Origin of the sequence: Saprospira sp. CCB-QB6 (genome assembly GCF_028464065.1) — a bacterium.
Taxonomy (GTDB): Bacteria; Bacteroidota; Bacteroidia; order Chitinophagales; family Saprospiraceae; genus Saprospira.
Genome location: NZ_CP116808.1, coordinates 2,185,998 through 2,203,991, shown reverse-complemented (window position 1 = coordinate 2,203,991; position 17,994 = coordinate 2,185,998). Strand labels below are relative to the sequence as shown.

Below are 17,994 nucleotides of genomic sequence, written 5' to 3'. Positions count from 1 at the left end.
TTTTATGGTGTTGCGGGATAGCGTTTTTTCTGTAAGCGCAAAAAGCGGCTCAAGGGCTTTTTGTGCCAATCCAAAGCTTTTTTAGAACGGCTCCTCTGCCAAGCCTGAGGGTCTAGCAAAATGAGCTCTGGCGCTCGCCAATTCCAAGCTTTAATACTATTCAGCGCGGGATCATGGGCCGCAATAAAAGGAAGCTTTTCGGCCTTCATAAAGTCTTCTAATGGATAGGGTTTGGGGTCTAGCGAAAGCACCAATACCCGCCAATGTTTCTGCTTTTTCTGTAGCTTATGGATCGAAATCAGCTGCTCTTTGCAGCTTTCGCACCAACTGGCCCAAGGGACAATCAGCAACCATTCGCCCTTAAACTGCTGAAGGCTGATAAAGCCCCCGCTCAAGCTTCGCCATTGCATATTTTGCAAAGGTTTTTCGGTCAGTTCTATATCCTGAAAAATGGGATCTTTGAGCAATTGCACAAACTTCCGATCTTCATCCTCTAGTTGCCCATTTTGCAAAATCTTTTGCCAGGTTGAAGAGCTATTTTTGGCCAATTCGATCAAATCGGAGGTAGGTCGCAAGCCCTGGCGATACAACCACTGAAAAGCAAAGAGATTTTGGGCCAAAAAGGCCTGTTCTAACAAAGAAGCTGCGCTAGGACTAGCCACTAGCGCTACCCCTCGCTGCTTGAAAAGCGGCAAAAGTACATTTGCCTCCTTTTGTATGGCCAATTCCAAAGGCGTACAAGCCCCCTCACAATTGGGCCGAGCCGCAGTGGCGGCCCCCTGTTTGCGCAGCCATTTCTGCGCCCAAGCTATTTCTTCCTGCGCAATAGCCTCAGCCAAAATCCCTGGCTGTCGATAATCTGCCCCATAAGCAATCAATAACTCTATTAAGTCCTGACGCTGAGACTTTGGCGCCTGCAAAGCATAGTATAAAGGCGTATAATGCTTGGGGCCAGCATTAACCAAAGCCCCTCTTTGCAATAAAAATTCAGCCACTTCTACACTGCCATAAGCGGCCGCTACATGCAAGGGGCGGCTCCCTTTTTGGCTCAAGGGGCCCGCATTCGACCAGCCCTCAGCCAAGGGCGCCCAAAGGCTAGCCCCATTGTCTTGTAATAGTCGCACAATATCCAATTGCCCCATTGCACAAGCCGCCATCAAAGGCGTCCAATAAAAACAATCCTCCGCATACCGGCTATAAGTATAGCGGCTGTCTACCTGTGCCCCCAAGCCCAAGGCCGCCTCCACCTTCGATAAATCTTGTTCAAAGATAGCCGCAAAAAGCAACTCCTCAGGGCTTTCAAAGCTTTGCGCCGCCCCTAAGTAACTGAGGAAAATAAAGATCAAAGAATAAAGTAATGTAGGTCTCATAGGTCTTTTTTATAAAGACGCAGCAGCCCTACAAATAGTTGTCTCAATTTGATCTTTTGCAAGTAGTTAGCTGTTTTGGGGCCCGCGGCCAGCTAGCCTTCGGCTAGGTCGGCCGCCGCTATGCTCCGCGGCTCGCTATTCGCTCGGCCCTTCAGCCGCCTCTGGCGGCTTCGGTCTGGCCTGCGGCCACCGCTGCGCAGCGCTGGGCCATTGGCCCTTCGGCCATAAGGGATTTGTTATACCTTTCCTGCAGCTAGGGACAAGCCCTACTTATGCTCAGCTAAACACTAGATAGCTAATACGAGCTATCCCAATACCTTTCCTCTAACGGAAACACCTTATACGAGCCATTGAAATAGCTTTTTCCAGTTAAAAGCCAACCTTTCTGCCCTAATAAGCCCCCTTATTTTTGAGAAATAAGGGGGCTTACAGAAATCTAAAATTATTCTAAATAAGGGCTAAAAGGGGCTTAAATTAAGCAAAAAGCGGGCTCTTGGGTTTTGATATAGTAATTTAGATATAAATCTGACTTGGAAGAGCGCCCTTTTGCCCCTCCTTTCTGTAACTATCTTGAGCAAAAAGGAAAGAAAGAGGACAAAATTTAATATTTTTCCGCCGCTTTGTTTTTGATGAAAAACGGACAAAATTGGGAGAAATATCTTCTTCTGAGAACGAAAACACATTATCGAACCAAAATCTTGACACATGAATTGGGTAGTCAAATTTCTTACTTCATCTTTGGGCAAAAAGCTCATCATGAGTCTTACCGGTCTCTTTTTATGCACCTTTTTGGTGGTGCATATGATTGGTAACCTGGCTCTGTTTGCTGATGCCGACGGTCATAGTTTCAACGAATATGCCGAGTTTATGGCCCACAATCCGCTGATTAAGACAGTATCATTGGGGCTTTATTTCTTCATTTTTCTGCATGCAGTACAGGGGATTGCCATCTGGGTATCTAACCGTAATTCTGCTGGTGGTAGCAGCCGTTACAAGGGCAGTGAAAAAGCCAAAACGGAAGCTAGCGCTGCATCTCGCAACATGATGTGGTTAGGCGTATTGATCCTTGCCTTTTTGTTGTTGCACATGGCGCAGTTCTGGCTCAAGGCTAAGTTTACGGGCCTTACTCGCGAGGGTGATTTGTACTATGAGGTATCACTTGCATTTCAGCAAGAGTGGGTAGTCATTGTTTACCTATTGGGCTTGTTTGCTCTATCTGCTCACCTTTTGCATGGCTTTCAGTCTGCTTTCCAAACTTTGGGACTCAACCACAAAAAGTACACCCCTGTCATTAAAGCGGTAGGAGTTGCCTTTGCTATTTTGGTTCCTCTTGGATTTGCGACTATGCCAATCTTCTTCTACATTAAGGAAATGCTCTAGATAGCACAAACTATCTAACCCCCTCATTGTTAAACTACTAACAATGAACTGTTTGGCAATCGCCAACATCATTCAAACTCGACTTTAAAAAAATAATCATACTCTTATGAGAAAGTTAGATTCTAAAGTACCTCCTGGTCCCTTAGCCGAAAAATGGGTTAAATATCGTTCAACTATGCCTCTCGTAGCACCTAACAACAAGCGTCGTATTGACGTAATCGTAGTAGGTACTGGTTTGGCTGGTGCCTCTGCAGCGGCTACCCTAGGGGAATTAGGTTATAATGTTTCTTGTTTCACTTTTCATGATAGCCCCCGCCGTGCACACTCTATTGCAGCTCAGGGTGGAATCAATGCGGCTAAAAACTATCGCAACGATGGAGATAGTGTTTACCGCCTTTTCTATGATACAATCAAAGGAGGTGACTACCGCTCTAGAGAGGCCAATGTGCACCGACTAGCTGAAGCATCTACCGATATTATTGACCAATGTGTGGCTCAAGGGGTTCCCTTTGCTCGCGAATATGGTGGAGAACTCGCTACCCGCTCTTTTGGTGGGGTGCAAGTATCTCGTACCTTCTACGCTCGTGGCCAAACTGGTCAGCAGCTTTTGTTGGGAGCTTATAGCGCCCTCTCTCGCCAAATCTCTTTGGGTAGCGTGACCATGTACAACCGCCACGAAATGCTCGATTTGGTCCTCGTAGACGGTAAAGCTCGCGGAATCATCGCTCGCAACCTCCTCAATGGTAAAATTGAACGCTATGCAGCTCATGCTGTAGTTCTGGGTACAGGTGGATATGGTAATGTTTACTACCTATCTACTAACGCTATGGGTTGTAATGTTTCTGCCGCTTGGAGAGCCCACCGCCGTGGCGCTTATTTTGCCAACCCTTGCTACTGCCAAATTCACCCTACTTGTATTCCCGTTTCTGGCGACTATCAATCTAAATTGACTTTGATGTCAGAATCACTCCGTAATGACGGACGTGTATGGGTGCCCAAGGATATGGCTATGGTAGAAAAACTACGCAAAAAAGAAATCAAGCCCGAAAATGTAGCTGAAGAAGATCGCGATTACTACCTAGAGCGCATCTACCCCGCCTTCGGTAACTTGGTGCCCCGTGACGTAGCCTCTAGAGCTGCTAAATATGTTTGTGATGAAGGACGTGGAGTTGGACCAACTGGCCTCTCTGTTTACCTAGACTTCTCTACAAACACCATGCGCTATGGCCGCTCTGTCGCCATCTCTAAAGGCCAACCCGATGCTTCTGAAGCAAAGATTCGCCAATGGGGTAAAGAAGTGATTTCTGCCAAATACGGTAACCTCTTCGAAATGTATGAGAAGATTACTGGCGAAAATCCCTACGAAACGCCTATGCGTATCTATCCCGCTATTCACTATACTATGGGTGGACTTTGGGTAGATTATAACCTAGAAACGACCATCCCCGGCCTTTTTGCCTTGGGCGAATGTAATTTCTCTGACCATGGCGCTAACCGCCTAGGAGCCTCTGCTTTGATGCAAGGTCTAGCCGATGGTTATTTCGTAATTCCTTACACTATCGGTACTTTCTTGGCCAACGAAATCCGTACGCCCAAGATTAGCCCCGAACAAGCTGCTTTTGACCAAGCAGAAAATGAGGTGAAGGAACGCATCGATAAACTACTCAGCATCCAAGGTGACCGCTCTGTAGAGTCTTTCCACCGCGAACTAGGGGTAGATATTATGTGGGAATACTGCGGTATGGCTCGTAATGCTGATGGCCTCAAAATCGCTAAGGAGAAGGTGCGCAAACTCCGCGATGAATTCTGGAAAAATGTATTTGTTCCCGGCTCTGCCAACGAATACAATCCCGAACTCGAAAAAGCCTTACGCGTAGCCGACTTCTTCGAACTCGCCGAAGTCATGATTATGGATGCCCTAGATCGTCAAGAATCTTGTGGTGGCCACTTCCGCGATGAATACGCTACTCCAGAAGGAGAAGCTCAGCGTAATGATAAAGAATATGCTTATGTAGCCGCTTGGGAATTTAAAGGCCCCGGCGAAGCTGAACTCCACAAAGAAGAACTCACCTTCGAAAATGTAGAGCTCAAAACTCGTAGCTACAAGTAATTCTTTTCACATCTATTGACTATTTAAACTCCATATATTATGGCTCATGACGAAATTAGACTGACGCTCAACGTCTGGAGACAAAAAAGTGCAGGCCAAGCCGGAAAATTCGAAAGCTATCAGGTGACTGCCAATACCCACATGTCTTTCCTAGAAATGTTGGACGTCCTCAATGAACAACTCAACTCCCAAAAGAAAGACCCCGTTGCTTTTGAACACGATTGCCGCGAAGGAATCTGCGGAGCTTGTAGCCTCGTAATCAACGGCCGCCCGCATGGTCCTATGCAAGGCACCACAACCTGCCAATTGCATATGCGCCACTTCGATGATGGCGATACTATCTGGATCGAGCCCTACCGCGCCAAGGCATTCCCTGTAATTAAGGACCTTGTGGTAGACCGCTCTGCCTTCGATCGCATTATCCAATCTGGTGGCTACGTTTCTGTAAATACTGGGGGAACACCCGACGGTAACGCTATCCCTATCGAGCAAGAAGTTGCCGCTAAAGGCTTTAATGCCGCTGCTTGTATTGGTTGTGGCGCCTGTGTGGCCGCCTGCCCCAATGCCTCAGCTATGCTCTTTACTTCTGCTAAAGTAACTCACTTGGCCACTATGCCTCAAGGAGAAGTAGAAGCCCAGCAACGTGTGCTTAACATGGTAAGCCAAATGGATAGCGAAGGCTTCGGTCTTTGCTCTAACATTGGCGCCTGTGAGGCAGAATGCCCCAAGGAAATCTCTATCGAGAATATCGCTCAGATGAACCGCGAGTATATTGCCGCTGTTTTTGGCTCTAACCGCCAAGCCGCTAAATAATTCGCCTTTTCTGGCCCAATTTATACTGGTCAGCGCCTTTCTAAGGTGCTGACCTTTTTTTTGGGGCCTCCGCAGCAAAGCTGTGGCACTACGTTTATTCCCTTCGGTCATCGAAGACGGCCTAAAGGCCTTGTTGTCGCAGCTCGCTGTTGTTTTGGGGCCTCCTGCCTGCGGCAGGCGCTACGTTTCGCAGCTCGCAGGTCTGCTCGGCCCTTCAGCCCTTCGGGCTTCGGTCTGGCCCTGCGGGCCACTGCTGCACATCGCTAGGCCTGCGGCCCTAACGGGCCTGCTGCCTCTTCCCCTATTTCTTGGCCAATTGCTGAAGCAACCAATCTTTTTCCGTTAATGGGTCTCGACTTAAAATGGCGGCCTCTAAGGCGGCCTTTTCTTTTTCCTTAGGATAAGGCGGCAACTGCAATAATCGACGGCAGAAATAAAGGATATTATTGTAATTCTCTCTATGATAGCCCAACTGATCCTTGCGCTGCAAATAGATTTTCATGCTGTTGATTTGGGCCTCTAAAGCCTCTAATTCACCCAATTCATAATACATTTTGAGCAAAAGTAAGCGAGCGCTCAAGTTCATGAAGATATCCCCAAACTCTATTTCTTGTAGGGCCAACATCGCCTGTTCATATTGGCCCAAATAATAATAGTATTCGCCTTTGGCATAATGCAAATAAGGCGCACGCTGCTTGGGGTCTAAATACGCTGGGTATTGCTCAATAAAGGCCTTGGCCCAATCAAATTCTCGGCTTTTTAGGGCTGCTTTGACCATATTCTTAAAGCTGCTACTAGGCAAACGGCCATTTTGGATTAAAATCCCTTCTTGCAAGCCCGACTTATAAAAATAGAGCAACTCTTTGAGATAGTGTTTTTGTCCAGAATTGGACCGTCGAATACAATAGTTGATGCCCAATAAATAAAGGTCTCGCAATTCAGCCTTGGGTAAAGCCTCTTGGGCTGGGCCAAACAACAGCCGTTTAAAATCCTGAAAGCTAGCTTCGGGATAAGGTGGCAACAGACTCTCATAACAATAAAAATAAAGGGCCAAGGGGCTATCTTGGGCTAAAAGTTCAGGTTGTTGCAACACATATTGCCGCAGCAATTCAACTAAACTTCGGTCGTATTCTACTTTATAGACGGCCTCATGGGCCAACATCAAACAAGCTTGCTTAAAGCGTTCGGCTAGAAAGTAAGTATCAAAGCTTTGGCTGAGTTTAAAGAGATTCTTGGCCTGATTCCGTCGAGCTTTTGTCAGATGTTCATAGCGTTGATATTCTAGATAATAGCCATAGCGATAATAATTGCTGTCTCTAAGGGAAGACTCTTCTCTTTGGTGGTTGGCCTTGCGCCAGCTTTGCTCAAAATGTTTGTCTAGGCCTAGTTCTAAGTAGCTGCGGTTCAGTTTGATTTGAGATTCTAGCGGTTCTTGCTCGATGCGTTCCACCAACAAAAAGCGTTCAATTAGTTGGAGGAAAACAGACATGAGATGGTCCATTTTAGCCACCTTATATGGGCCATCAAAAAGGACAGCATAGACCGTTTCTTTGCGTAATACTTGGCGGTCTGTTTCGTCTGCATAAGTTTGCAAATAATCATAGAGGGCCAAAACATCCTCTCTTTGGTTGTGGTAAGGCGAAGACAAAAAGCGTCCTAGTCGCTGCTGTTGAGCAGTTCCCAAAGAGCGATATAAGGCAAATAATTTACTCTTGTACATAGGTCCCTTTTCTTAGACGGATGAAGAGGAGGGCAATTTTGGCGCATTGCGAGGAGCGAAGCGACTGGCCTAGCGATGTGCAGCAGTGGCCGCAGGCCAGACCAAGGCGGCAAAGCCGCCGCAGGGCCGAGCAGACTTGCGAGCTGCGAAACGTAGCGCCGACGAGCATAGCGAGGCGGAGGCCCCAAAACAACAGCGAGCTGCGACAACAAGGCCCGAAGGGGCGCCAGTTCGACGACCAAAGAGATAGGTACAACAGCCTACAAATATTTCCGCATCAGGAAACTAGCTGATTGATTTTGGCAGATGCCCTTTCTTAGTTTATAGTCAAAATAGAGTTCTTGTTCACGAATTTCGACTTCAAAGCAGGCATTGAGGAGATAATTGGGATAATTGGCTTGTAGGGCACAGACCTCAAGATCATGTGTGGCGAGGGCGCCAACGGCCTTATACTCCACTAGTTTTCGGAGCACGCCTAGCGTTCCGTTGCGTTTATCGTCGGAATTTGTACCGCGCAGAATTTCGTCAAGGAGAACAAAATGGGGTTCTCTTTTTAGGGCTTCTAGGATAGTTTGCAGACGTTTGACCTCGGCAAAAAAGTAGGAAGCATTTTCGCTGAGTGAGTCATTGACGCGCATCGACAGGTAGAGTGGCAGGGCTTGTAATTGAGCAGTTTTGGCGGCGACCACTGAGCCCATGCGGGCCATCACCATGGCGAGGCCCATAGCGCGGAGGAAAGTACTTTTGCCCGACATATTGGAGCCCGTGAGGATAATTAGCTTTTGTTGGCGGAGGTCGAGTTCGTTACCTACTGCCTGCTTGATAGGGAGCAGAGGATGTTTGAGATCTTCAAAATAGAAATCGGGAGAATTTTGCAGTTCGGGGAACTGGTAATCGGGTCGATTATAGGCCAGATTGGCCAAAGAATTCAGGCTTTCGAGTTCGCCTAATAGCAACAACCATTCATTAAGTTCCTTAGCGTATTTTTTCCGCCAATTGTAGAGTTGGGCCAAAAGGTGGAGATGGTAAGCGCCGATTCCGTTAAAGAGCAGGGCGCCGACAAGATTGCTAATACTATCTAATCCAGCGAGCAGGCGGCCCAATTGGCTAAGGGCTTGGGCAGCTTCTGGGCCATTTTTGCGCAAATTGGCCTGCATATTTTGGAGCAGAGGCGATTGCCATGTTTTCTTCTCGAACAATTGGAGGAGAATACCGTATTGGCGGAGTGTAGGCCGTAGGCGGTCCAGTTGTAGGCTTTCGGCTTGAATAGCTTTTAGGTGGCGTTGGACCAGAATGATATTGAGAATAAAGAAAGCCTCTGCTAGGCGTTCCCAGAGCAGGCTAAAAGTAAATACGTAGGCAATAAGAGCAAGCAAGAAACCGATGGGAAAAATGAATCGGAGGGCATTGGCTAGCGGATGAACTGAAGAGGCCTCTCTTTGGGTCCAGCTCACAAAAGCGGGATAAAGGCTTTGGCTACCTTCTGGGGCGAGGCGGGCTTGGGCCAAAAACTCTTGTCGCCAATCTAGTTCCTCTTTTAGTTCTTCGATAGCGGCATGGCGGGCCAGGATTTCAGTTTTCTCAAGCCCTTCTAATAGATCTTTTTGGAGAGCGGCTTGGCCCATAGGGGTAGCTGTTCGGTTGAGCAGTTGATAGAGAGAATTGGGACCAAAAAGATCTAGATCGTGGGAATAGGGATGATCTTGAGGGGCCAGGGCCTGACCATCATCAAAGGGAAGCTCTCCATTTTGGGTATGGGCCAATTCCTGTTCATTGATAAGAGTTAGTTCCTTGAGACGATCTCGTTTAATTTTAACCTTATCGTGTAGGCGAAGTAAGGCAAAAAAGGCTAGCGTACTCGCTAGCAGCAAGTAAGCCCAAAGACTTTCTTGGTTGTCCAGATAATAATAGCCAGCAACAATAAAGAGCCCCACCGTAATCAGGCGGGCAATACTCAGCAGATTGAACTGTTGTTGGGCCTGTTTGTGGGCAGTAGTAAATTGGTCGAGGCGTTGAGCGTAGATAGACATGCGGCTATATTTAGGGGCTATTTTATAGAGAGGCCCAAAATAAGGAGCTCTGAGGAGAAGGCATAAAAAAGGCCCAGCTTAAAAAAGCTGGGCCTAAAACTTTGCTTAACCTCTTTAGGTCAAAAGCTATAGCACTAAGCATTCAGTGCCAGTGTTGCTTTACTTACAGTACAATTACTGTTTCTACAGTATCTACAGTATTATCATTGTAGCTAATGGTATAGTTCAAAGTGATCTGGTTACTATTGATTGTTCCTGTACCGTTGAATACGCGGCCAGTAGCATCCGTATCATTGATATTAAGACTCGTACTTGATGTCAACTGCATCTCTACGGTATTTGTATTCCCTATACCACTCAGGTTAGTTGTAGATAGATTTACAGAATCTATTTCAGTAATTGACATATTATAGTTAACACTAAAACTCCCATTATCGCCATATACAGTATCTCTAGCAGCAGTTGTTCCAATGGCAAATTTAGCTGCCCAAGTAGTATTACAGTCGCCATTAGCATCTTGTTCATACCCCTGTACACATTCGCAGCTACCTGCATCACAAACTGCATTAACACCACAAGTAATTGTATCGCAAGGGTCGAATACTACACAGTTACCTAGGCTATCAAGTACAAAACCAGTGGGGCAAGTCACTTCTGGTTCTGGTTCGGGTTCGTCATCCTTAGTACAAGAAAAAAAGACTAAGGTCATCAATGTGAAAGCAGCTAAAAGTTTTAGTTGAAAGTTCATTGTTGTTTTTTTTTAATATAAACAAAGATAGCCTTATTCAACTAAATAAAAAAGGCCCAGCTTAGAAAAGCTGGGCCTAAACATTTAGGAACTAAATCCTAATTATTTTGTGATAACAGTTTCGCAAGTATCTACGGTGTTATCGGTATAAGTCACTGTGTAGTTCAAAGTGATCTCGCTACCGTTGATTGTACCTGTACCATTGAATACACGGCCAGTAACATCAGTATCGTTGATTAAAAGATCGTAGCTGCTAGTAGCTTCCATGTCTACAACATTGCTAGGACCAAATCCACCCAAGTTAGTAGTAGAAAGGTTTACTGAGTCAGTTACAGTAATAGTCATGTTGTAAAGCTGAGAGTAATTACCTGTCTCTCCATAAACAGTGTCAGCAGCAGGAGCATTGGGACCAGCAGCAAACTTAGCAGACCAAGTTGTGTTACATAGGCCGTCAGCATCTTGCTCATAGCCATAAACACACTCACAAACGCCTTCGTTACAGTTACCATAGTCACCGCAAACTACATCTTTACAGGGATCATCTTCAGTACATGAAGTGGTGAAAGCAGCAAATAGAGCAGCGAACGAAAGAAATTTCACAAGATTTTTCATAGATGTGTGATTTTGTGTAAAATAAAAGCACTGCAAAATTACAGTTTTTACGGAAAGTAAATCTACAAAAGCGAAAAAAGATATTTTTTGCAGCAAATTTTTCCACTTTTCCTAGTCATGCTAGCAAAAAAGGTGCCTAGCGATTCCGGCCATATTGTTCATGGCTAGATACCCAATCTGAAGAGGAGATCGCAGAAGCTAAAGAAATTTCTCCTGCCAAAACAACTCCAGCAATGATTTCTGCTAGTTTATTGACCTTATCTCGACCTACGCAACCCAACATGCTTAAGCATTCTTGCTGTGTCGCCAAGCCTGTTCCTCCTCCAAATGTAGCAACAATCAAAGACGGAATCGTAATCGAGAAGTATAAATCTTTTTCAGGCGTGAGCTCGCAATACACCAATCCCGCCGATGACTCTGATACATTGGCCACATCCTGCCCCGTCGCAATAAACATAGCCGTAATCGCATTGGCAGAATGCAAACCATTATTGTTGGCCCCAGACATAATTGATCCAATATTGGCCACACCATAGTGGTAGGCCAAACTTTCGGGCTCCACACGCATATTTTGAATGAGCACATCTCGTTTTAAGACCACCTCTGCCGTAACCCGCTTACCACGCGTCCGCATGATATTCACCTGAGAGGCCTTTTTATCAGTAGCAAAATTAGACTCTAAATAAAAGTGCTCTACTTTATGGTCCTTATATTCTTCTAAAATCCAACTGCAGGCCGCAAATGTAGCCCGACCAACCATGTTTTGCCCCGCAGCATCTCCCGTAAAGAAGTTGAACCGGAGATAGGCAAACTTATTGGCCAAATAAGGGTCTATATACTGCAAACGAGCCACACTAGAGGTCGCTTCCGCTTCTTCCGCAATTTTAGCAAAGTTGGCCTTTACCCAATCTACAAAATCACGAGCCGCCCGCGCATCCTCAAAAACAAATACAGGCGCTCTTTGCATAGCATCTCTTTGGACCGTACATTTTACCCCTCCCGAAAGATTAACCACTTTGATTCCCCGATTATAGGAAGCTACCAATGTCCCTTCCGATGTCGCTAAAGGAATCAAAAACTCCCCCTGAGCATACTCTCCATTTACCTGCAAAGGCCCTGCTACGCCCAAGGGAATCTGTGCCGCCCCAATAAAATGCTCACAGTTTCCATTACAGCTATGTGGATCAAAAGAATATTGCCCAACATGCTCCATTTTAGCCCCAGTGTAGTCCTCTACAAACTTTTGACGCTCCTTAATAATAGGTTCTCCATAATCATCCACACGATCTCTAGGAATACTAATGCTGCTGGCCGTCTTGTCCGAAAGACCATCCTCTACAACCAAGGTCAACTCCCCAAAGGGCTGCGCAGCAAATACAATTTCTACCTCATATTTCCCATTGGGCAACTGAGGCATGGCACAATGCAATTTAAAACTCGCCTTCAACGGCAAATCCAAAGGCGCATCCGCCGTTAAGCTAGCAGCCGCTCGCTGGCTGCCATCATCCAACAAAAGCGTGATTTCTTCAGCCTTGAGCTGATGATCTCCAATGCGCACGCTTTTCAAATCCGTAATCTGCGTATCGCTCAGACGATTTTTCATCATGAACTGCAAACCACCTTCTACATTGGCTAGACTATTAAAATTATAAAGTTGCTTAAGAATAAGGCTTGGAACTAACATGGGTTATGATTTTATGGCGAAAAAAGTCAGTTTTTAGATGCTTGATGAACAGTGTTTTGGGGCTGCCCCTCGCTTCGCTCAGGTCGGGCTGTTCCGGGCTCGCTGCTCGCTCGGCCCTGCGCGGGCTCCGCCCACTAGGTCTGGCCTGCGGCCACCCTCTCCATCCCTCAGCCTGCGGCCCTCCGGGCCTGTAGATCGCAGATCTAAAGCCAGATTAAATTATTAAATATTCTGCAAGCTTGCTAAAAGATGTGCTTTTTTTCTTCCATTTATTTTTTTAACCCTCAGAAATATGGGCAAACTCTTCACTTTCTTGCAAAAAGTGCAAAAGGTCCAATACACTTTCTTCTGGTATTTCCTCCATCGGGATATGCCCCACTCTCGGATATATCTTTTGCCAAGAATGTGGCAATAATTTATGAAAACGATCGGCATTGTGTACCGGAATCCACATGTCCTCTCTCCCCCACATCACTAAAGTCGGATTGCTGACGTATTTCAAAAATGGACTATGATCCGTATAAGGAGAATTTACCAATTTTAAAAAGGCATCGTTGTTTCCCTCTCGACTAAATAATTCATAATAACGATCAACTAAGGCATCGGTTACCTTATCACTATTGTAATAGACCTGCCGCAAAAAACTTTCTAAAATGGGCTTTCTCACTACATATTTAACCACTCGGCCAAAGATGGGCGCTTGGGCCAACTTAAAAGGTAAGGGCACATTTTCTTCTTCCATAAAACCCGCTGCATCAATAAGGACCAATTTCTTCACTCTTTGCGGATAACGATAGGCAAACTCCCAGCTGATCCAGCCCCCCAAAGAATTCCCCACCAAATGAAACTGCTCTAAGCCCAAAATATCCAAAAAGCGCTTGAGCACCCGAATATGATTTTCCATGGTATAGTTGCCCGTAGAGTTGGGGCCTGTTAGGCCAAAACCCATTAAATCTAGGCGAATTACCCGATAATGGCTTTTGAGGTATTTGGTCCATTCATTATAGGTATGCAAAGAAGAAAACGCCCCATGTAAAAGGACCAAGGGCTCTCCACTCCCCTCTTCTCTGTAATGAATGAGCATATCGTCTACCACCAGAAAGCGAGACGTATCTGTCGTGTACTTAAATAAGAGATCTCTTAACTGCATAATGATTGATTTGGCTGGCCTAAAATACAGTTTTTTCTAGGCTTTTTTTGGGCCTTTTTGGATCTTGTAGGGCGCGAAGCGCCCGCAGGCCTAGGGATGGAAAGCGGGGCGGCGAAGCCGCAGACCCAAGTTTTTGAGCGCAGCGAAAAAACTGCAGGGCCGAGCAGAACTGCGAGCCGCGACACGTAGCGCCGCAAGGCGAAGCCGCAGCGGAGGCCCCAAATCCTAGCATAAAAAAAGTCACTGCCTAAACAATTAAGCAGTGACCTTTGGGCCTTAGAGGCCTGCTGTCAGTTCTTGGACGGGAGGATCAAAATCCTCTTGAAAAAACTCATAATGGGCCTTCTTATCCAATTTGTTGAGGATACCCGATTCTTGAATGACCTCCTGATAGGTTTCGTAAGCCATCAAGGCTTCTCGATTTTTCTCCATAGCTTGGGCCGAAAGCGGCTCAATGCAGTCAATCCGCTCTTTAGTAGAGTGCCGCATGCGGATAAAATCCCCGCTGAAAGTAGCTTGGCCATGATCTGGGATCGTATAGAATGCCAGGCGTTTGAGAGGAGAATTGCCCTCTGTTTTCAGCTCCAAAAAGCATTGTTTAATGAGGCTATGCGTGACCAAGTGGTCGTGAAAGCCACTAATGCCGTGAACGGGATAAGAAACTAGGATTTCAGGTTTCAGTTGCTGGATAAAGTCCTTTAGTTCTTGGACCAGCGGTCGGGGATCTAGGTCTTGGAGTTGGCTATCGGGCCAAGTCCAAACGCTAAGTGAGGAAAGTTCCAACACTTGGGCCACCGCTTCCATTTCGGCTCGGCGAACCTGGCCCATTTCGGCTTTAGAAAGGCCCAATTTATGGCGCATTCGGGTGGCTTCGCCTTCTGTTAGCGTGAGGAGGTGGACCTCATGCCCTGCTTGAATTTGCTGATAGATAGCGCCAGCAGGGCCATAAGATTCGTCATCGGGATGTGGAAAGACATAGAGTATTTTCATGATTAAAAGGCGTTTAGCCCTTTACGATCACGGCTTTAATGACCCGAACATCTTGTACGGGGCGGTCCATTTGATCGCAAGGGACATTGCTAATGGCCTCTAGCACCTCTTCGCCATCTATTAACTCTCCAAAAACAGTATAATCAGCATCTAGGTGAGGCGTTCCGCCTTTTTCTAGATAAGCTTTCTTTTGCTCTTCAGAGTACTTGAATTTGCGAATATTCTCTACTTTTTGAAGGAAATCTTCTTCTACCTTTTGGCCTTGCACAATATAAAACTGTGAACCGCTAGACTTTTTAAGCGGGTTGCCAATTCCACCTTGGCGAGCAGCAGCAATGCGCCCCTTGAGGTGGATATGGTTGAGCGAGCTATCGGCATTAACGCCTAGTTCAGCATCAATTTGATAGCCAGGACCGCCCATACCTAGCGATTGGCCAGGTTTAGCTTCCTTAGAATCGGGATCTCCGCCTTGAATCATAAAGTTGGCGATGACGCGATGAAAAAGCAAGCCATTGTAATAGCCTTCTTTGACGAGTTCTACAAAATTGTCGCGATGCTTTGGGGTAGATGCATACAATTGGATTTGCAGATTCCCTTTTGTTGTTTGCAGCTCAATGATTGGAGAATATTCTGCTGATTTTGGATTAAACATAGGCTTTTGACAGGCGCTAAATAGCATAAATGTGACAAAAAATAGCAATGCAAACTTAGGCAATTGCCGATTAAAAACATTCATGTAGCTACAATTATTATTAGAACATGAAAATAAATATTTGGTTTAGTTGGGACTTTCCTCTGTAGGTAGGTCTAGCTCTTCTTTGGCATATTTGAGCAGTAGGGTTTTGAGCAATTTTTCTTGCTCTTTGATGGGCATTTTGGGGGCTAAACCGAGGTTTCGGTAATGCGGCCAGCCCTCGGCATCTAGGCCTTCAAATTCAAAATAGCCTTCATAGGCCAAGAGGCGGCAAGAGGCCAATTGCATGAGATCTTGTTTTTCCTCTTTGGTAAACTCCTCTTTTACTTGTCCCAATTCTTGAATCCCCACTAAGAGTAGCATAGCTTGCAGATTGGGCAAACTTTCTAGTTGGAGTTGATTTTTGAATTGGTGGCGGAGTTGTAGCCATTGGAAATCAAATTCCCAATCTTCTGTAGGTTCGGCCATAAATTAGGGTTGCAGTAAGCGATTAAGCTCAGTTTTAAGATGTTGCACTTCTTGTTTGAGGGCCGTATAGAATAGGCCAAAGATGGCTAAAAAGAAAAGTATAGGCAGAAAAAATATAAGATCTACCCAATGATCTAATTGGCTGAGGCCCAAAAATACGAAACTCAGGCCCAAAATAAAAAGGAGGAAGATCACAAAAAGAAAGAGCACCCATTTCGAGGGGGAAATTTGGAGGAAGAGGGAACTTTGAGCTTTGCCCCAGGCATGCCATCGGCCTTTGACCCAGATCGGAAAGCTGAGTCCTTGAGCGGGTTGATTTCGGCGAAATTTGATGCTTTGCGCTTTTATTTGGCCAATAAAAGGGGCATCGGGCTGTTGTTTATTGGCCAGCAGACGCGCTAATTCTTGAGCGAGTTCTTCGGGTTGTTCTCCCCGCTGAATTTGGAGACGAGCTTGCAGACCAAGAAGCTGAAGGAGCATAAAGTGAAGGTTTAAGGCATTTTATTCCTTTAAACTTAGATATTATGACAGACTTTTTTGGGGTTTTGCCCTTAGTTTTTCCTTACTGTTGTTTTTTGGGGCCTCCGCTGCGGCTTTGCCTTGCGGCGCTACGTTTCGCGGCTCGCTATTCGCTCGGCCCTGCGGCGGCTTTGCCGCCTTGGTCTGGCCTACGGCCACTGCTCCACATCGCTAGGCCAGATTGGCCCTAAGCATGGGCGTTTTTTTTGGCCCAAACTCCCCGAGGGATTCCCTAAGGAATCCCGTAGAGGGGAGGGTGGGCGGGTAAATATCCACAGATGAGGAGCACAGCGACGAATGCCATTTTTGCGGTTTGCAGGCGGCGGAGCCTGCATGGCCCAGCGCTGCGGAGAGGGTGGCCGCAGGCCAGACCTAGTGGGCGGAGCCCGCGCAGGGCCGAGCGAGCAGCGAGCCCCGCAGCATAGCGGCGGCCGGAACGGCCGCGGGCCCCAAAAAAAAGGCCCAGCCTTTAGAAAAAGCTGGACCTTAGATATTCTATTAGATCTATCCTAGAACGTAGGACATCCCATTTTGCGATTGCGAACGCCACAGAGCGTATAAACATAAGAGACCTCAAAGGCGCCATTGGCGTTAGTAGCGGGGCGCAAGTCTGAAATATTGAGGTCATAGCTTAAGCCAAAAGTAGAGCTACCGTAGCGCATGCGGGCAGCAATAATCGCTGCATCAGAGGCAATTTGTCCTGTTCTTGATTGCACTAGGCGAAACATTGGACCAAATTCAAAAGCTTGATTAGAGTAAGCGCGTTTGCTATAATCGAAGCGGACCATAGCACCAAGATTCACTTCTGTAGAAGGGCCTTGGAAAAGCATAACCATATTGGGAACAACAGCCAATCGGCGTTTAATGCGGAAATCTCCACCAATATGTACCGTAGTTTTCATATAAAGTGGGTCAAATCCATTTTCGATAAAGGCGATATTGGCTTGAGTGAGGTGATCGAAAGCGATTCCTGCGAAGATATTGCTTTTATCTTTTTTGTCTAGGGCCATCCACCAGAACAAGCCAGCGCGAACGTCGGCATGAGTTAGGCGGGTATTCCAGTTTGACATATCTTCACCAGAAGAATTACCTCCATTATAGGTATCACCATCCCATTGTTCTCCAAACTGAAGTTTTAGGGCATCGATACTTCTTTGAGAAAAGCCTACTGAACCACCAGCCACCAAGTACATATTATTGGATCGGCGGCCGCCCAAGCGTTTGATATAAGAGGCGCTTACAGAGCCGTGTACATTACTAAAAGAAGAGGTACCAGCCTTATCAGCCCAGAGGTTTACCCCGAGTCCCCAATAATCATTTTTTCCAACATCGAAGCGGGTTTCCATTCCAGCGGAAAAGGTACTAAAGGCCTTATTTCCGAGAGCGCTAGCCCATTGGTTGCGATAGATAGCAGAGAAGCGCATATCACAGCTAAGCACGCCCGTAGTAGCTGGATTCAGGTTAAGGGGCGAAGCATAGAACTGTGAAAAGTGGATATCCTGTGCCTGTAGAGAAGAGCCAGCGAAAAAACAAGCTAGCGCCAAATATAGGAGTCTGGACAGTTTCATGATAGGCTATTTTAAAGGCTGTAAGAGCAGCTTATAGGTTTATAAATTTGTGTTCTTAAGCAAGAGATTAGTTCTTGTTTATAAGAACGCAAATAAACTTTAACTAGTGTATAACAAAATGATAATCTGTAGAAAGAA

General features: G+C 46.2%; 15 protein-coding genes. 3 read left to right on the top strand and 12 right to left on the bottom strand.

The window, feature by feature from the left end:
• Positions 1-2: 2 nt before the first annotated feature.
• Complete coding sequence (locus tag PPO43_RS08550) at positions 3-1,370, bottom strand: ankyrin repeat domain-containing protein (protein WP_272616852.1); 1,368 nt, start codon at positions 1,368-1,370, stop codon at positions 3-5.
• Positions 1,371-2,075: 705 nt separating this feature from the next.
• Here PPO43_RS08550 and PPO43_RS08545 point away from each other — a divergent pair.
• From PPO43_RS08545 to PPO43_RS08535, 3 genes are all read left to right on the top strand, one after another.
• Positions 2,076-2,750 (top strand): succinate dehydrogenase cytochrome b subunit, encoded by a 675-nt coding sequence (locus PPO43_RS08545; RefSeq protein ID WP_272616850.1) that lies wholly within the window; start codon positions 2,076-2,078, stop codon positions 2,748-2,750.
• A gap of 106 nt (positions 2,751-2,856) precedes the next feature.
• Positions 2,857-4,860, top strand: coding sequence for a fumarate reductase/succinate dehydrogenase flavoprotein subunit (locus PPO43_RS08540; RefSeq protein ID WP_272616848.1), 2,004 nt, complete (start codon positions 2,857-2,859; stop codon positions 4,858-4,860).
• A 39-nt stretch (positions 4,861-4,899) separates the two neighbouring features.
• On the top strand, positions 4,900-5,673 hold the full coding sequence (locus PPO43_RS08535) for a succinate dehydrogenase/fumarate reductase iron-sulfur subunit (protein WP_272616846.1): 774 nt from the start codon (positions 4,900-4,902) through the stop codon (positions 5,671-5,673).
• 301 nt (positions 5,674-5,974) lie between these two features.
• On the opposite strand, the gene PPO43_RS08530 is transcribed toward PPO43_RS08535, so the two are convergent.
• The 11 genes from PPO43_RS08530 to PPO43_RS08480 form a co-directional block, all read right to left on the bottom strand.
• Positions 5,975-7,393, bottom strand: coding sequence for a hypothetical protein (locus PPO43_RS08530; RefSeq protein ID WP_272616844.1), 1,419 nt, complete (start codon positions 7,391-7,393; stop codon positions 5,975-5,977).
• A 260-nt stretch (positions 7,394-7,653) separates the two neighbouring features.
• A complete protein-coding gene (locus PPO43_RS08525) occupies positions 7,654-9,423 on the bottom strand; it encodes a MutS-related protein (RefSeq protein WP_272616842.1) in 1,770 nt (589 codons plus the stop codon).
• A gap of 163 nt (positions 9,424-9,586) precedes the next feature.
• Positions 9,587-10,171 (bottom strand): hypothetical protein, encoded by a 585-nt coding sequence (locus PPO43_RS08520; protein WP_272616840.1) that lies wholly within the window; start codon positions 10,169-10,171, stop codon positions 9,587-9,589.
• A 102-nt stretch (positions 10,172-10,273) separates the two neighbouring features.
• Positions 10,274-10,771: a hypothetical protein gene (locus PPO43_RS08515; RefSeq protein ID WP_272616838.1), complete on the bottom strand. Its 498-nt coding sequence runs from the start codon at positions 10,769-10,771 to the stop codon at positions 10,274-10,276.
• A 148-nt stretch (positions 10,772-10,919) separates the two neighbouring features.
• The gene (locus PPO43_RS08510) at positions 10,920-12,467 is read right to left on the bottom strand and encodes a hydroxymethylglutaryl-CoA reductase (protein ID WP_272616836.1); all 1,548 of its coding nucleotides are present in this window, start codon (positions 12,465-12,467) and stop codon (positions 10,920-10,922) included.
• Between the two features lie 277 nt (positions 12,468-12,744).
• A complete protein-coding gene (locus tag PPO43_RS08505) occupies positions 12,745-13,617 on the bottom strand; it encodes an alpha/beta fold hydrolase (protein WP_272616834.1) in 873 nt (290 codons plus the stop codon).
• A gap of 276 nt (positions 13,618-13,893) precedes the next feature.
• Complete coding sequence (locus PPO43_RS08500) at positions 13,894-14,607, bottom strand: PIG-L deacetylase family protein (protein WP_272616832.1); 714 nt, start codon at positions 14,605-14,607, stop codon at positions 13,894-13,896.
• A gap of 13 nt (positions 14,608-14,620) precedes the next feature.
• Positions 14,621-15,259 (bottom strand): peptidylprolyl isomerase, encoded by a 639-nt coding sequence (locus tag PPO43_RS08495; protein WP_272616829.1) that lies wholly within the window; start codon positions 15,257-15,259, stop codon positions 14,621-14,623.
• A 126-nt stretch (positions 15,260-15,385) separates the two neighbouring features.
• On the bottom strand, positions 15,386-15,769 hold the full coding sequence (locus PPO43_RS08490) for a hypothetical protein (RefSeq protein WP_272616827.1): 384 nt from the start codon (positions 15,767-15,769) through the stop codon (positions 15,386-15,388).
• Between the two features lie 3 nt (positions 15,770-15,772).
• Entirely contained in the window at positions 15,773-16,249 is a 477-nt protein-coding gene (locus PPO43_RS08485; protein ID WP_272616825.1) for a hypothetical protein, read from the bottom strand.
• A 548-nt stretch (positions 16,250-16,797) separates the two neighbouring features.
• Positions 16,798-17,856 (bottom strand): PorP/SprF family type IX secretion system membrane protein, encoded by a 1,059-nt coding sequence (locus PPO43_RS08480; protein WP_272616823.1) that lies wholly within the window; start codon positions 17,854-17,856, stop codon positions 16,798-16,800.
• Positions 17,857-17,994 lie beyond the last annotated feature (138 nt).

What these genes read in the sequence shown, in the direction of transcription:
- PPO43_RS08525 (WP_272616842.1), bottom strand. Translation starts at nt 9,423, where the DNA reads ATGTCTATCTACGCTCAACGCCTCGACCAATTTACTACTGCCCACAAA.
- PPO43_RS08535 (WP_272616846.1), top strand. Translation starts at nt 4,900, where the DNA reads ATGGCTCATGACGAAATTAGACTGACGCTCAACGTCTGGAGACAAAAA.
- PPO43_RS08485 (WP_272616825.1), bottom strand. Translation starts at nt 16,249, where the DNA reads ATGCTCCTTCAGCTTCTTGGTCTGCAAGCTCGTCTCCAAATTCAGCGG.
- PPO43_RS08550 (WP_272616852.1), bottom strand. Translation starts at nt 1,370, where the DNA reads ATGAGACCTACATTACTTTATTCTTTGATCTTTATTTTCCTCAGTTAC.
- PPO43_RS08530 (WP_272616844.1), bottom strand. Translation starts at nt 7,393, where the DNA reads ATGTACAAGAGTAAATTATTTGCCTTATATCGCTCTTTGGGAACTGCT.
- PPO43_RS08500 (WP_272616832.1), bottom strand. Translation starts at nt 14,607, where the DNA reads ATGAAAATACTCTATGTCTTTCCACATCCCGATGACGAATCTTATGGC.
- PPO43_RS08520 (WP_272616840.1), bottom strand. Translation starts at nt 10,171, where the DNA reads ATGAACTTTCAACTAAAACTTTTAGCTGCTTTCACATTGATGACCTTA.
- PPO43_RS08480 (WP_272616823.1), bottom strand. Translation starts at nt 17,856, where the DNA reads ATGAAACTGTCCAGACTCCTATATTTGGCGCTAGCTTGTTTTTTCGCT.
- PPO43_RS08510 (WP_272616836.1), bottom strand. Translation starts at nt 12,467, where the DNA reads ATGTTAGTTCCAAGCCTTATTCTTAAGCAACTTTATAATTTTAATAGT.
- PPO43_RS08490 (WP_272616827.1), bottom strand. Translation starts at nt 15,769, where the DNA reads ATGGCCGAACCTACAGAAGATTGGGAATTTGATTTCCAATGGCTACAA.
- PPO43_RS08505 (WP_272616834.1), bottom strand. Translation starts at nt 13,617, where the DNA reads ATGCAGTTAAGAGATCTCTTATTTAAGTACACGACAGATACGTCTCGC.
- PPO43_RS08495 (WP_272616829.1), bottom strand. Translation starts at nt 15,259, where the DNA reads ATGTTTAATCCAAAATCAGCAGAATATTCTCCAATCATTGAGCTGCAA.
- PPO43_RS08540 (WP_272616848.1), top strand. Translation starts at nt 2,857, where the DNA reads ATGAGAAAGTTAGATTCTAAAGTACCTCCTGGTCCCTTAGCCGAAAAA.
- PPO43_RS08545 (WP_272616850.1), top strand. Translation starts at nt 2,076, where the DNA reads ATGAATTGGGTAGTCAAATTTCTTACTTCATCTTTGGGCAAAAAGCTC.